Raw genomic sequence first — 13,819 nt, 5'->3', positions numbered from 1 at the left:
CCTCGGGGTCAGTTTCGGCCCGCGCGGGATGCGCGGGCCGAAAGGTCAGTTATTCAGCGATCAGACGGTCAGGAATTTCGATCCCGACTTCCTGATAATAGCGGACCGCACCAGGGTGCAGTGGCACGGGCAGACCGGCAATCGCCCGCTCGATCGCCATCGCCTTGGTGGCCGGGTGAATGGCCTGCAGGAAAGGCAGGTTTTCATAGATCGTCTTGGTGATCTGATAGACGTTTTCTTCCGGGATATCAGCATGGGTCGCCAGGAAATTCGGCTGGGCGATTGTGTTGATATCCGCGTCCTGACCGGGATAGGTGCCTGCCGGAATGGTGTAGGGGGTCCAAAGACCACGACCGCCATCCGCCTGCGCCACCTGTTCTTCGGTAAAGTTCAGCATGGTCACGCTGTCACCGGCTGCGGCCATCAACTGGCTGATAGCACCGGTAGGCACGCCCGCTGGTGTCCCGATCCCCTTGACCTGACCGTTCTGCAAGGCTTCGGCTGATGGGCCATAGCCTGCAAAAACCAGTTCATAGTCGTTTTCGATATCAACGCCAAAGCCCGACAGAATGGTCGCGTTGGAGCCGATCGTGCCAGAGTTCTGGCGACCAAGCGCCATGCCTTCCCCCTTCAGCGCGACCATATCCTCGATCGTGCCGGTAGGGGCGGCGTCAGCGGCCACGACAAACTGTTCCACATTCTGCCACAGCATGGTGACCGAACGCAGATGCTCCTGCGGGCCAGCCTCTTCCAATGGGCCGGTGCCGGTAGCAGCATAGTAGCCGAACAGACCCTGCAAAATGGCAAACTGCGCCTCGCCTTCGCGGATCAGACGGACGTTTTCGCCTGATCCGGCAGAACTGATGGCCGACATGCCGATTTTCTGTGACGGTTCCAGCTTGACCTTGATCAGCGTCGACAGGGCCACGCCGACAGGATAATAGGTACCGCCCGTTGATGCGGTCGACAGAATATAGCTGGCCTCTTCGGCCTGTGCCACAGGGGCTGCCAGCACAAGACCTGCCGCAACAGCGGCTGTGAACATTTTCATAATGTTTCCTCCCTCAGGATATACGTTGTCGCCCTTTTCGGACGGACGAGACAACAAAACCGCGATGCTGACCGAAGGACAAGCAGGATCGGGTCCGCGGCGTTAACAATTTGACTTATTTGGCTAATTTGCACGGTCAATGGGCAGGATTCGCAAAAGATGTGCGGATAACCGCACACTGCTAGCGCCAACATGACGATGCGGCGACTCGCCCCACCGAACACAACTGAATTTGCACAGCCCGACGGTCATTTGCGCTGGCCCAACCTCTGCAGGTGAATTAGTAATCCATGGAACGGATTTTCAGTGCGAGGGACCAAGCGAAATGGCCAAGATTACTTACGTCGAACATGGCGGCAAAGAACACGTCGTCGAGGTCGCCAATGGCCTGACCGTCATGGAAGGAGCCCGCGATAATGGCATTCCGGGGATCGAGGCTGACTGCGGTGGTGCCTGCGCCTGTTCGACATGCCATGTCTATGTCGATGACGCCTGGGTGGACAAACTGCCCGCCAAGGACGCGATGGAAGAGGACATGCTGGACTTTGCCTATCAGCCCGACACGACCAAATCGCGCCTGACCTGCCAGTTGAAGGTGACCGACGATCTGGACGGCCTGCGCGTGCAGATGCCGGAAAAGCAGATTTGATGCGCTTGGGGTTTATCGCCTTTTGTGCACTGCTGGTGCCCGCGGCTGTCTCTGCGTGCCGGTCACCGCCGCACATTTCTTCCGATTTCAGGGTGGAAAGTTATGTCAGCTTGCCTGGCTGTTCAGGGCAATGGCCCGCATGTGATGTGATAGGGATAACAGCCGCCTGGTACGAAGTGCCGACGGATCGCTATGCTCATGGTGTGTTGGGCGATGCCATCGAAGGCAGTCGACTGGCGGCATATTATACGCCCGTTTTGGGAGGCGAAGTGATCAGCAGTTGCGGCGACAAACACGCGATACTTGATGACGCGCATGTGTTTGAAGATACGCAACCGCGTCTTGCTGACCTGAACGGTGATGATCAGGCCGAAATCATAGCGGTGCGCAGCCACGTGCAGAAGGGGGCGCAGCTTGCGATCTACGCGGCTGTGCCGGATGAAGTGGAATTGCGACTCATTGCGGCGACACCTTATATCGGCCAACGCAACCGCTGGCTTGCCCCCATCGGGGCCGCTGACCTTGACGGCGATGGCTATATCGAAATCGCCTATATCGACCGTCCGCACTTGGCCAAGACGCTGCGGGTCTGGCGCTTCAAGGATGGTGAGTTGACGGAGGTGACCGCCGCCTCTGGCCTCACCAATCACCGGATCGGCGAGGATTACATCAGCGGGGGTATCCGCGACTGCGGGCAGGGGCCCGAGATGATCACGGCCGATGCCAACTGGACCAATATCATGGCGACCCGGCTTGTGGATGGTCAGTTGCAGGCCCGGATCGTCGGACCGCATGAGGGTCGCCAGTCGTTCGAGGCCGCCCTTAGCTGCTGATCAGCCCGACCACCGTCACCAGCAGAACCATTTCGGTCACCTGCTGCGTGGCCCCCAGAATATCCCCGGTCTGCCCACCTATCTTGGCCTTTGCGACCAGCCCGCAAAACAGCGCGGCCAGACAGGCGGGAAAAATCAGTCCGAAGCCAAAACAAACCACCGCGATGATTGTGGCAAGACCAAAGGCAACAACGCCCGTCATCGTCTCCGGACGGCCCACGCTATGGCTCAGCCCGGTATCACGCGCATGGGGCAGGCCGGACATGACACCGACCATCCCCGCCCGGCTCAGCGCGCCAACAGCGATCAAGACCCCCCAATAAAGCCCGCTTTGCACAATTGCCGCCAGCGCCAGCCATCGGATCAACAGCGCCAGCCCAATCGCCACAACGCCGTAAACACCGATATGGCTGTCCTTCATGATCTCCAGACGTTTCTGTTTGTCCCATCCCCCCCACAGCCCATCAGCCGCATCGGCCAACCCATCCTCATGCATAGCGCCTGTCAGGATGACCGATAAGGCCAATATCAGCGCGGCGACGATCCCTGCAGGCAGGTTCAGCCAGAGCAACAGGGCGGCAAGTGCCGCCATGATTGCCCCGATCAGCGCGCCCACCAAAGGATAGGCCCATGCCGCCCGCGCACCTCGCGCCATGGCCCGGTCCGTATCGACAGGCACGGGCAGGCGGGTCAGCAATCCGACCGCCGCTGCCACGTCGCCCACGGTCATTAGTGATGTGTCGCGATTGTTCACGCGGATGCCCCTTGTGGCCCTTTTCATCGCCGTCCTGATCGTTAGACAGTTCGCAGGATTTACGCAACGAGGACCTGATGCCAGCACCTTTCACGACCCTTGATGACTTCCGCACAGTTCTGGCGCAGGCTCCCGCGCCCGATGCTGTAGCCACTGCAGGTGCGCAGGATCGCAACAGCCAGTTGACCAAACCACCGGGCGCGCTGGGCCGGCTGGAGGATCTGGCGATCTGGTATGCAGGCTGGCGCGGCACGCCGCAGCCACAGATCAAAGCACCGCAGGTGATCATCTTTGCAGGCAATCACGGTGTCTGCGCGCAGGGTGTGTCCGCCTTTCCAGCAGAGGTGACAGCACAGATGGTGGCCAATTTCGAACATGGCGGGGCCGCGATCAATCAACTGTCCAAGGCGTTCGGGGCCAGAATGGATGTTCGTGCCCTGTCGTTGGAAACACCAACTGCCGATTTCACCCAAGGCCCCGCGATGACAGAGGCAGAGGTGATCGACGCCCTGCAAACCGGCTGGGCAGCGGTTGACCCTGACAGCGACCTACTGGTCACTGGCGAAATGGGCATCGGCAACACGACATCAGCCGCCGCCATCGCCACCGCCATTTTGGGCGGCGAGGCGGCCGACTGGACCGGGCGTGGCACCGGGGTGGACGACGCCGGGCTTGCGCACAAGACGGAAGTGGTGGCCCAAGGTGTCGCCCTGCACGCCACCGACGACCCGCTTGAGGTGCTGCGCTGTCTGGGCGGGCGCGAGTTGGCGGCGATGGCCGGGGCCATCGCGGCGGCACGGCAGCACCGGATCCCGGTGATCCTCGACGGTTTCATCTGCACCGCCGCCGCCGCCGTGCTGGTCAAGACACAAGACGGGGCACTGGACCACACGGTCGCCGGGCATCTGAGCGCGGAAGGCGCGCATCAGAAAATGCTGGATGCGCTGGGCAAGGCGCCGCTGCTAAACCTTGGTCTGCGACTAGGCGAAGGGTCCGGTGCGGCGCTGGCCATCGGCGTCCTGAAAGGGGCGGTCGCCTGCCATTCCGGCATGGCCACATTCGCAGAGGCCGGGGTCAGCGACGGCTGACCTTACTTCTTCTTGTTGTCATCCGCTTGCTGACGGGCGGCAAGCGCCGTCTCAAGATCAGTGTTCAACTCTTTGGATCGTTTTACATATTCGGGAACTTCGGCCACCGGCACGCCCGGCTTCCAAAGGGCGGCCAGCTCGCGCAAGGCGGTCCGGTCATGGTGGTAGAATGTCTCTTCCGCCTCTGCCGCTTCAAACTCGGTCAGGCCGAGATTTTCCAGCGCGTACCGGCCCGCACGCAATGAACTGTCAAACATCTCGCGAACGATATCATTGGCACCCGCATCGTATAGCTCATAGACATGCACGCGGTCACGGGCGCGGGCGATGATATGCAGATCAGGGCGGGCCTTGCGAGCATAGGCCACCAGCTTGACCGCCGATTCCTTGTTATCGATGGCCACCACCAGCACCTTGGCGTCTTCGAGGCCAGCAGCATTCAGCAGGTCAGGTCGGGTCGGATCGCCAAAGAAGCCGCGAAAACCGAATTTGCGCATGGTCTGCACGGTGGTCAGGTTGCTGTCGATCACCACCGTCGAAAACCCCGCACTTTGCACTAGGCGGTTCACAATCTGACCAAAGCGACCAATACCCGCGATGATGACGGTGCCTTGTTCGTCCACCTCATCCTCATCGGCCTCTTCGTGATCAACCATGCGACGGCTCAGCTGATCGTAGACGATGAACAGCAAGGGCGTGATCAACATCGACAAAGCCACCACCAGAAGCAGGGTGTTGGATTGGCCCTGACTCAGCACCCCCTGCTGCAGCGAGAATGAGATCAGGACAAAACCGAACTCCCCCGCCTGCGCCAGACCAAGGGTGAACAACCAGCGATCCTTGCCCTTCACCTTGAACAGCAGAGACAGGGCATAAAGGATCACACCCTTGATCAGCATGACGCTCAAGGTCAGCGTCAGGATGTAACCCGGCTCGTCAAAGAGCAGGGAAAAGTTAATGCCCGCACCCACGGTGATAAAGAACAGGCCCAACAACAGCCCCTTGAACGGTTCAAGGTCGCTCTCCAATTCGTGCCGGAATTCTGAGTTGGCCAGAACCACACCCGCCAGAAACGTGCCCAAAGCCGGCGACAGTCCGACCATCCCCATCAAAACGGCGATCGACACGACCATCAGCAAGGCAAGGGCGGTATACATCTCACGCAAGCGGGCATGGTGGATATAGCGAAACACCGGGCGGATCAGATAAATCCCGGCCAGGATGACGGCGATGACCGCGCCGAGGGTCACAAGGGTAACACCCCAACCGGGCAACCCCTCGACAAGGCTCATCGCGCCATGATGGTCGTCTTGATGTGTATCAACGCGCTGAACCGATCCATCCGGGCCCAACTGCATGACCGCAGGAACCGCCAGCAGCGGCAAAACCGCCAGCATCGGGATCACGGCAATGTCCTGCGTCAGCAGCACGGAAAATGTCGCCCGCCCGCCGCCGGTTTGCATCAATCCCTTTTCTGTGAGCGTTTGCAAAACGATAGCCGTCGAAGATAATGCAAAAATCATGCCAACCGCAAAGGAGATGGTCCAGCTGTAACCCATCAGCAGACAGCCACCCATGATGGCGACCGTTGTTACGACAACCTGCAAACCACCCAGCCCGATCAACCTGTCGCGCATGTCCCACAAGGCGCGCGGTTCCAGTTCCAGCCCGATCAGGAACAGCATCATCACCACGCCGAATTCGGCGAAATGCTGGATGTCCTGCGCCTCTGTCCCGACCAGCCCTGTCAGCGGGCCGATGACGATCCCCGCCAGCAGATAGCCCAGCACGGACCCAAGCCCCAGACGTGCGGCCAGTGGCACTGCGATGACCGCAGCACCCAGATAGATCGTGGCCTGAAGCAGAAAGGATTCCATACGCGACGTATCGCAACCTCCAATGTCATAAGCAACGCGCGATTGCGTGTGCCCGCGCTTCATGCGAGGCAGTGATGCAATGGCCATATATTACTCCCCATTTGGTTAATGCCCGCTGATGCCCACCAACCCCCTTTCGCGTGACCTGCGCCGCCTGCTGGCGGCCCAGCTGCCCGCCGATTTTGCCGATTGGCTGGATTTCGTGGCGATCGGGGCGCTGCTAGCCTATGTCTGGCAAGCAGAGCCGTTTGTGTTTGCCCTGCTGGCTGTCAGCATGGGCGCGCCTTACCTGCTGATCGGCCCGTTCGCCGGGGTGCTGGTGGACCGGATGGCGACCCGTCAGGTGCTGATCCTCAGCAACCTCGGCCGGGCGGTCATGACTGCGGCGCTGTTCCTCGCCCCCGACTGGCCGGTTCTGTTGGCCCTCGTGTTCTGCCGCAGCGCAGTTGATACCTTCTACACGCCCGCCAAACAGGCCGCGATCCAGGCGCTGACCGAACCCGACCAGCGCAACCGGGCCAACGGGTTCAGCCATGCGATCAACCAATCCTCCAAAATCGCGGCACCGGCGCTGGGCGGCGTCTTCCTGATCTGGCTCGCGCCGCAGATGGTGTTTCTGATCAATGCGCTGGTGTCGCTGTTGGCGGTGGTGATGATCCTTCGCTTGCCTGCCATTGGTGTAACGAGGGCTGCACCCGACGAAAACATCCTGCACAGCATCCGCGACGGGATGCGGACGGTGCGCGGCAAACCGGTCCTCCGCGCGGCCTTGCTGATGATGGCCGCAGGCTATTTCGCCATGTTCTTCTATGACACGCTGATCGCCCCGCTGACCCGTGATCTGGGGTTTTCGCAAACCGTGCTGGGGCTGAGCCTTGCGGCCGTCGGGGCAGGTGGTGTCGCCGGGGCGCTGGTGCTCGGGACAACCAATCGCGCGCTCAGACCGTTCGTCTGGATTGCCGGCGGCTTCGCCATCGGCGCATCCATGACCGTGATCCTTGGCATGTCAGAGGTCACATCCACGCCTCTCCATGTGATCCTTTACATAGCTCTATTCGGCATCCTCGGTATCGCCTCAGCTATGTCGGTCGTGCCCTTCCGAACCATCATCCAGGATGCTGTCAGCCCCGACCAGATCGGTCGGATCACGGCCCTCAGCGAAGCAATCAACACCTTTGCCCTGCTTACCGCCCCGTTCATCGGCGCGGCCATTGCGGCGACTTTTTCGATTGGGGCGGCCTTCATTGCCGGTGGGCTGGTCATGTGCGGGGCTGCGATCCGCGCGTTGACGTTGCGCGATCAAGGCTAGACTGGCAATGGCGCGTCCGGTTTGACCCGCTCCATCACGATCTGGCTTTGCACCCGGCTGACAGCCGGATGCGGCAGCAAGACCTGCTGAACCAGCAGGTTCAGCGCTGTCAGGTCAGCGCAGTAAACCCGCAGCAGGTAGTCGGCTTCCCCGGTCAGGGTCCAGGCCCCCACAATTTCGGGCCGGGTCCGGGTCAGGCGCACGAAATCCCGCGCGTTCTGTTCGGTATGCGTGGCCATCACAATCTGGATAAAGGCCTGCACCGTCAGCCCGACCTTTTCAGGGTTCAGATAGGCGCGGTAGCCTGCAATGTATCCCTCCGCCTCCAATCGCTGACGGCGGCGCCCGGCTTGCGAGGCTGACATGTTCAGGGTCTCACCGAGATCTTGCGCCGTTAGGGTGGAATCGCGCTGCAGGGCTGCCAGCAATTTCAGGTCGGTCGGATCAAGTTCCATGCGGCATCCACGCGCAAATTTCTATTAACTTGCGCCACACTCGCACATATTTGCTTGTCGAGCTACTAGAATGCGCAAAATAGGCCCCCTCGACGCGTTACAATGCATCAAACGCGAACAGGAGAATATCACATGGGCCCTTTCCCACACGACGCCCCCAAGGCTACGATCACCGCTGAAAATCCCGCAGGCACTGACGGTTTCGAATTCGTCGAATTCGCGCATCCGGAGCCCGAAACGCTTCGCGATCTCTTCAGCAAGATGGGCTACACCCACACAGCCACGCATAAGATCAAAGATATCGAACTTTGGCAGCAAGGCGACATCACCTACATCATCAACAACGAACCGAACAGCCACGCCCGCACCTTTGTCGAGGAACACGGGCCTTGCGCCCCCGCGATGGGCTGGCGGGTTGTCGACGCGCAGCACGCCTTTGACCACGCTGTCAGCAAAGGGGCCACACCCTATGAAGGCGACGGCAAAACCATGGACGTCCCTGCCATCGTCGGCATCGGCGGCAGCCTGATCTACTTCATCGACCAGTATTACGAAGCCAACCCCTATAACGACGAATTCAACTGGGTCGCAGATGCGCACCCAATCGGTGTCGGCTTCCACTACCTCGACCACCTGACCCACAACGTCCACAAGGGGAACATGGACAAATGGTTCGCGTTCTATGGCGATCTGTTCAATTTCCGGGAAATCCGGTTCTTTGACATCGAAGGCAAGTTCACCGGCCTTCTGTCACGCGCGCTGACATCGCCTTGCGGGCGCATCCGTATCCCGATCAACGAAGACCGGGGCGAAACCGGCCAGATCGTCGAATACCTCAAGCGGTACAAGGGCGAAGGCATCCAGCACATCGCTGTCGGGGCGCATGACCTCTACGACGCAACGGATGAGATCGCCGAGCGTGGTATCAAATTCATGCCCAAGCCGCCCAGCAGCTATTACGACCTGAGCTACGACAGGGTTGTTGGCCACGACGAACCGCGCGACCGCATGGAAAAGCACGGCATCCTGATCGACGGCGAAGGCGTGGTGGACGGCGGCGAAACCCGCATCCTGCTGCAGATCTTCTCCAAGACGGTCATCGGGCCGATCTTCTTCGAATTCATCCAGCGCAAGGGCGATGACGGGTTCGGCGAAGGCAACTTCAAGGCGCTGTTCGAAAGCATCGAGGCCGACCAGATCGAACGTGGCGTACTGGAAGCCGGTTAACCCGGCACCTGCAGCGCATAGGTGCGGCCACGCTTCACATAGTTCAATGCGTTGTCGCCGATGGCGGTCACCTGGCCGCCATCCAGCGAACTGCCGATTTCGACGCGCACGAAACTGCCATTGGGCAGGCGCACCAGCGCGCGGCGGTTATTGGGGCGGCCATAAACACCGATCAGATTGATCTCGCGCAGGCCAATCGCCTCTTCCTGCGTGGCCGCCCGGGCGACACCGCCGGGGACAGGGCCAGTATTGCGCGGGATATTCACAGGGGCCGAGGCTTGCTGGGGTGCGGCCTGTTGCGGTTGCTGCTGCTGGGCTGCTGCGGCCGCGGCCTGCCGGTTGGCTTCCTGCTGGCGCGCATTGGCCACTACAGTAGCAAAGTTACGCGGGCGTGTATCAGGGCGGCGCGATGCGCTGACCGCGCGGGGCGTCATGTCGATGAACGGTTCGGCAGCCGCTTCTTCTGCGATACTAGCGATCACGGATGTGATGTCAGGATTGCTGGGTAGATCAGCAGGCGGCGGGGGCGGGACCAGCCCTGACGGCCGGGGCTGCGGTCGCGGACCAATCGGCGTGGTTGACCCCAATGCGGCCTCTTGGGTTTCGACCAGTGGTGCAGCTTCCGCATCAGGCTGTAATCCGGCCAGACCCACGCCGCCCGGCGATGGCGCCGGTTCTGCATCTTCTTCAACCACCTCTGGCAATGCCGCGTTGGCCGGGCGCAGGGGTGGGATCACATCCGGTGTGCCCGCCACGATCACCACATCTTCAGCCGCCGGGGCCAGCAGCGCCATACGGGCCAGATCATCCTCGGTCAATGTCGGGCGCGTGCGCACATTCAGATCGGGCAACCCGGCAAAAACCACGGCCCCTTCCGGTGTGACAGCCCCTTCGGCTGTGGCCAGAACATTGCCATTCTCATCCAGATCGAATGTCGCATCAGGAGGCGGCGGATCGGCAGGTGCGACAAAGGTCAGTTCCGGCTGCAACGCATTGGCATCAGGCGTAACGGGCTGCGCAACCTTGCCGGGGGCAATGGTCACATCCGGCCAGATAATGCCCTCTGCCGTGGTCGTATCCGGCACATCCACAATCCGGGGCGCGCGCTGCCAGACGCCGGTGGCGGCATAAATACGGGCCGCCTCATCCGGGCTCAAGACGCGACCGCGTAGGATCGGCGCACCGACTTCGGCCTGCGCGGCTTCGGTCGGTTCGGCAGGTGCCGGCATCGGTGGCAGCGCGGCTAATGGCGCATCCGGCTCTGCGATGTCAGGGGCGGTCACTGGTGCAGCTGGATCATAGCCAGTCCAGGCCGCAATATCCGCTGCATTCGCCGGATCGGTTGACGGCACGGTCTGGCGCATCACGTCCATCGTGCCGACACGTGGCGCCTCATCCGACAGCGGGGTGGCACTATCGGCGGTGGTTACCGGTGCATCAAGAACGGCAGAGTCAATCGTTTCCACCACAGCGGCAGGTTCACCCTGCATTTCAGCAGGCGCATCGACCGGATCAGCACCCAGCTGCCACCAGGCCAACAACCCGGCCACGGCAAAGCTGGCTGCGATGGCCGTACCCACCAACAGTTTTTTCGGCGGCGCGTTATTGGCGGCTGCCACCGGACGCGCCGGGGCCACCGGCGTTTTTGAGGTCTTGGGCGGCGGAACAAGGGCTGCCGCATCGGCGGCAGGGGCCACCGCCGTGATCGACCCCACAACGCGTCGCCGGGCGCGGCGCTTATATTTGGGCCGGGCGGTATGATATTCGGCAATGATCGGATCGACCGGCATCGGATAGGTCGGATCGCGCAGCACCGGCTGCTTGGCTTTTGCCGGTTCAGCGGCAGGCGGCGTTACAGTTTCGGTCGCCGCCACCTCGGGGGCATCTTTTTCGACCTCTGGTGTGTCCTCGACCGGTGTCTCGGATGTTGGCGTGTCAGTCGCGACTGCGTCGTCTTCCGATGTCTCTTCCTTCGGCGCAGCGGTGTCTTTGACCGGCTCAGCCGCTTCAACATCCGTCAGGCTGCTGAACAGATCCGGCTCCGCCTCTGGCGTATCGGTTTCACTGTCTGCAGGCGCATCATCAACATTTTCCGAAGGCGGCGTTTCGGCCACCGCAGCCTCATCCGCCGGGTCTGCTTCAACGGGCTCCTGATCCACCGCAGCGACGTCAGAAACCGGATCTGCGGTCACATCGGCAGGGCCGTCCGGCGCATTCTCTTCCGATTCCGCCGTCGTCGCGTCGGCGTCTGGAACGCTGGGGGCTGTTTCAGTGGCAGGGGCTGCTGCGTCCTCCTCCGGCACCTCCGGTTCATCAATCGCATCCGATAGAACAAGAACGTCCTTCTCTTCAACAACCGGCTCCGCCGGTGCCTTCTCGGATGGCCCCTTTTCGGGCGATGCAGCCTCTATCTCGGGCTCGGCCTCCGGCTGATCCGGCGCAGCTTCAACAGACACCGCTTCCGCAACTTCGGGCTTTGGTGTCTCAGCCGGGGCATCAGCCTCCTCAACATGGGGGGCCAGCAAGGCGGCCAGATCGGCACCGTCTGAAGGGGGCAATTCCTCCTCAGGGATATCAAAGATCAGCAGGCGCGATTTGATGCGGGTGCCCACGACCATGATCGGCAGGATGTCACGTTCGACCGCACCGTCAGGGCCCAGCACCTCTGGCATCATTGCGGTGGGGCCGAAAAACACCTCGCTTTGAAAAGTGAACGGTTCCGGAATGGCGACAAAGGCGACAGGGTTGAACTTGTGGGCGCGGGCAAAGGCCTCGGCTTCATCCAGGGTCTCGCGGGCGACAGCCGCGATATGGGTGCGGCCACCACGGCGCTCACAATCAATAACCAACTCGTCCAGATCGTACGGCGTTGCGCCATCAAGGGCGGCGTTGATGTGATCCTGCGTGGTCTGCGTTGTGTCCAGAGCCAGGTATTTGATCTGATCCAGCGGGATCACGATCTTGGTGCGCAATCCGCCGGGTTCCAGCGCCAGCGCCTTCTGGCGCAGATCGGCCAGAACCGCATCCAGATTGGGGTCTTCGACATCCGCATCGCCCACGACCCGCCAGCCGCCTGTCACCCGATGCAACAGTTGAATACCTTCGAATGAAAGGGACAAAGCGAAATTGGTGGTCATGTGACGGGTCTAGCATTTTGTTGTTGCGGGCAAAACGCGTTTCGCCTGCGCGGGTTAACATTATAGCAGAAACCCGCCAACGCCAAGGGTTTGGCAGGCCCGAACGGGCCTGCCATTTTGATCAGGGCGCGACGTCAGGCAGTGGCCTTGGCCAGCGCCTGATCCAGATCGGCAATCAGATCGTCAGCGTCCTCGATCCCGATGGACAGACGGACAATCCCCGGACCGGCCCCCGCAGCTTCCTGCTGCTCGGCGGTCAGCTGGCGGTGGGTGGTGCTGGCGGAATGAATTATCAGGCTGCGCGTATCACCCAGATTGGCCACGTGGCTGAATATCTCCAGACTATCGACCAGCTTCACGCAGGCGTCATAACCGCCCTTCACGGCCACCGTAAACAGGGCGCCAGCGCCTTTCGGGCAGATCTTGGGGACCAGCTTGGCATAGGGGGAACTGTCCAGCCCCGCATAGGTCACGTAGTCGGTGCGCGGATCATCCTCCAGCCATTTGGCGATCTTCATCGCATTTTCCACATGGCGATCCATGCGCAGCGACAGGGTCTCGATACCCATCAGCGTGTAATGGGCGGCCTGCGGGTTCATCGTCATGCCCAGATCGCGCAAACCAATGGCGATGCCATGAAAAGTAAACGCCAGCGGGCCAAAGGTCTCAGCAAATTTCAACCCGTGATAAGCCGGTTCCGGCTGGCTGAGCGACGGGAACTTGTCATTCGCGGCCCAGTCAAACTTGCCGCTATCGACAACGCAACCGCCGGTCACCGTCCCATTCCCGGTCAGATACTTGGTCGTCGAATGCACCACCAGTGTCGCCCCATGCTCAATCGGGCGGCACAGATACGGGGTGGCCGACGTATTATCGACAATCAAAGGCACACCCGCCGCATCCGATATAGCCGAGATCGCATCCAGATCAGTGATATGCCCGCCCGGATTGGCAATCGCCTCGCAGAACACCGCGCGGGTGTTGTCATCAATGGCGGCCTTGACCGCCTCATGATCGTCGAAATCCACAAATTTCGCGGACCAGCCAAAGCGCTTGATGGTCTGGGAAAACTGGGTGACTGTGCCGCCATATAACCGGCTCGAGGCGACAACATTCATCCCCGGACCCATCAGCGGAAACAGGGCCATGATCTGGGCCGCGTGACCCGACGAACAGCAGACAGCACCAACACCACCCTCCAGCGTGGCGATGCGCTCCTGCAATGCAGCGACCGTGGGATTTGTCAGGCGGGAATAGATATAGCCGACCTCCTGCAGATTGAACAAAGCAGCAGCGTGATCGGCATCGCGAAACACATACGCCGTCGTCTGATAAATCGGGACCTGCCGTGCCCCTGTCGCGGGATCAGGGCGGGCGCCCGCATGGATCTGCAAAGTGTCAAAGCCGTATGTCGGGCCGTCAGTCATTGGTGGTCTCCC

At 61.1% G+C, this 13,819-nt stretch carries 11 protein-coding genes; 5 read left to right on the top strand and 6 right to left on the bottom strand.

Annotation, left to right across the window (positions count from 1 at the left end):
• Positions 1–49 precede the first annotated feature (49 nt).
• Entirely contained in the window at positions 50–1,051 is a 1,002-nt protein-coding gene (locus ACFWW2_RS25705) for a TAXI family TRAP transporter solute-binding subunit (RefSeq protein WP_393933346.1), read from the bottom strand.
• A 325-nt stretch (positions 1,052–1,376) separates the two neighbouring features.
• Here ACFWW2_RS25705 and ACFWW2_RS25700 point away from each other — a divergent pair, with 325 nt between their 5' ends.
• Together ACFWW2_RS25700 and ACFWW2_RS25695 are read left to right on the top strand one after the other, a co-directional pair.
• Positions 1,377–1,700 (top strand): 2Fe-2S iron-sulfur cluster-binding protein, encoded by a 324-nt coding sequence (locus ACFWW2_RS25700; RefSeq protein ID WP_393933344.1) that lies wholly within the window; start codon positions 1,377–1,379, stop codon positions 1,698–1,700.
• Positions 1,701–1,846: 146 nt separating this feature from the next.
• Positions 1,847–2,533, top strand: a complete 687-nt coding sequence (locus ACFWW2_RS25695; protein ID WP_393933342.1) for an FG-GAP repeat domain-containing protein — start codon at positions 1,847–1,849, stop codon at positions 2,531–2,533.
• On the opposite strand, the gene cobS is transcribed toward ACFWW2_RS25695, so the two are convergent.
• Positions 2,523–3,287: an adenosylcobinamide-GDP ribazoletransferase gene (gene cobS, locus ACFWW2_RS25690; RefSeq protein WP_393933340.1), complete on the bottom strand. Its 765-nt coding sequence runs from the start codon at positions 3,285–3,287 to the stop codon at positions 2,523–2,525. The genes ACFWW2_RS25695 and cobS overlap by 11 nt on opposite strands.
• 77 nt (positions 3,288–3,364) lie before the next feature.
• Here cobS and cobT point away from each other — a divergent pair, with 77 nt between their 5' ends.
• Positions 3,365–4,375 (top strand): nicotinate-nucleotide--dimethylbenzimidazole phosphoribosyltransferase, encoded by a 1,011-nt coding sequence (gene cobT / locus ACFWW2_RS25685; RefSeq protein WP_393933338.1) that lies wholly within the window; start codon positions 3,365–3,367, stop codon positions 4,373–4,375.
• Between the two features lie 2 nt (positions 4,376–4,377).
• On the opposite strand, the gene ACFWW2_RS25680 is transcribed toward cobT, so the two are convergent.
• The gene (locus tag ACFWW2_RS25680) at positions 4,378–6,252 is read right to left on the bottom strand and encodes a monovalent cation:proton antiporter-2 (CPA2) family protein (RefSeq protein WP_393933387.1); all 1,875 of its coding nucleotides are present in this window, start codon (positions 6,250–6,252) and stop codon (positions 4,378–4,380) included.
• 118 nt (positions 6,253–6,370) lie between these two features.
• On the opposite strand from ACFWW2_RS25680, the gene ACFWW2_RS25675 reads away from it, so the two are divergent.
• On the top strand, positions 6,371–7,561 hold the full coding sequence (locus ACFWW2_RS25675) for an MFS transporter (protein ID WP_393933336.1): 1,191 nt from the start codon (positions 6,371–6,373) through the stop codon (positions 7,559–7,561).
• Here ACFWW2_RS25675 and ACFWW2_RS25670 read toward each other — a convergent pair.
• Positions 7,558–8,016, bottom strand: a complete 459-nt coding sequence (locus tag ACFWW2_RS25670; protein ID WP_393933334.1) for an Lrp/AsnC family transcriptional regulator — start codon at positions 8,014–8,016, stop codon at positions 7,558–7,560. The two genes, ACFWW2_RS25675 and ACFWW2_RS25670, sit on opposite strands and share 4 nt — an antisense overlap.
• Before the next feature lie 132 nt (positions 8,017–8,148).
• Here ACFWW2_RS25670 and hppD point away from each other — a divergent pair, with 132 nt between their 5' ends.
• Positions 8,149–9,243 carry a 4-hydroxyphenylpyruvate dioxygenase gene (hppD, locus tag ACFWW2_RS25665; RefSeq protein ID WP_393933332.1) on the top strand — a complete coding sequence of 365 codons (1,095 nt, stop codon included), beginning with the start codon at positions 8,149–8,151 and terminating at the stop codon, positions 9,241–9,243.
• Here the strand turns inward: hppD and ACFWW2_RS25660 are convergent.
• Positions 9,240–12,380, bottom strand: coding sequence for a hypothetical protein (locus ACFWW2_RS25660; protein WP_393933330.1), 3,141 nt, complete (start codon positions 12,378–12,380; stop codon positions 9,240–9,242). The genes hppD and ACFWW2_RS25660 overlap by 4 nt on opposite strands.
• Positions 12,381–12,514: 134 nt before the next feature.
• Positions 12,515–13,807, bottom strand: a complete 1,293-nt coding sequence (locus tag ACFWW2_RS25655) for an O-acetylhomoserine aminocarboxypropyltransferase/cysteine synthase family protein (protein ID WP_393933328.1) — start codon at positions 13,805–13,807, stop codon at positions 12,515–12,517.
• Between the last annotated feature and the right edge of the window lie 12 nt (positions 13,808–13,819).

This window comes from Yoonia sp. R2-816 (assembly GCF_046762905.1).
Lineage (GTDB): Bacteria > Pseudomonadota > Alphaproteobacteria > Rhodobacterales > Rhodobacteraceae > Yoonia.
This window is presented reverse-complemented; position numbering and strand designations above follow the sequence as displayed.

Bases quoted from the DNA above. Each gene is read 5' to 3' on its own strand.
- ACFWW2_RS25670 (WP_393933334.1), bottom strand. From the start codon at position 8,016: ATGGAACTTGATCCGACCGACCTGAAATTGCTGGCAGCCCTGCAGCGC.
- ACFWW2_RS25675 (WP_393933336.1), top strand. From the start codon at position 6,371: ATGCCCACCAACCCCCTTTCGCGTGACCTGCGCCGCCTGCTGGCGGCC.
- ACFWW2_RS25680 (WP_393933387.1), bottom strand. From the start codon at position 6,252: ATGGAATCCTTTCTGCTTCAGGCCACGATCTATCTGGGTGCTGCGGTC.
- ACFWW2_RS25660 (WP_393933330.1), bottom strand. From the start codon at position 12,380: ATGACCACCAATTTCGCTTTGTCCCTTTCATTCGAAGGTATTCAACTG.
- ACFWW2_RS25655 (WP_393933328.1), bottom strand. From the start codon at position 13,807: ATGACTGACGGCCCGACATACGGCTTTGACACTTTGCAGATCCATGCG.
- ACFWW2_RS25705 (WP_393933346.1), bottom strand. From the start codon at position 1,051: ATGAAAATGTTCACAGCCGCTGTTGCGGCAGGTCTTGTGCTGGCAGCC.
- ACFWW2_RS25700 (WP_393933344.1), top strand. From the start codon at position 1,377: ATGGCCAAGATTACTTACGTCGAACATGGCGGCAAAGAACACGTCGTC.
- cobT (WP_393933338.1), top strand. From the start codon at position 3,365: ATGCCAGCACCTTTCACGACCCTTGATGACTTCCGCACAGTTCTGGCG.
- hppD (WP_393933332.1), top strand. From the start codon at position 8,149: ATGGGCCCTTTCCCACACGACGCCCCCAAGGCTACGATCACCGCTGAA.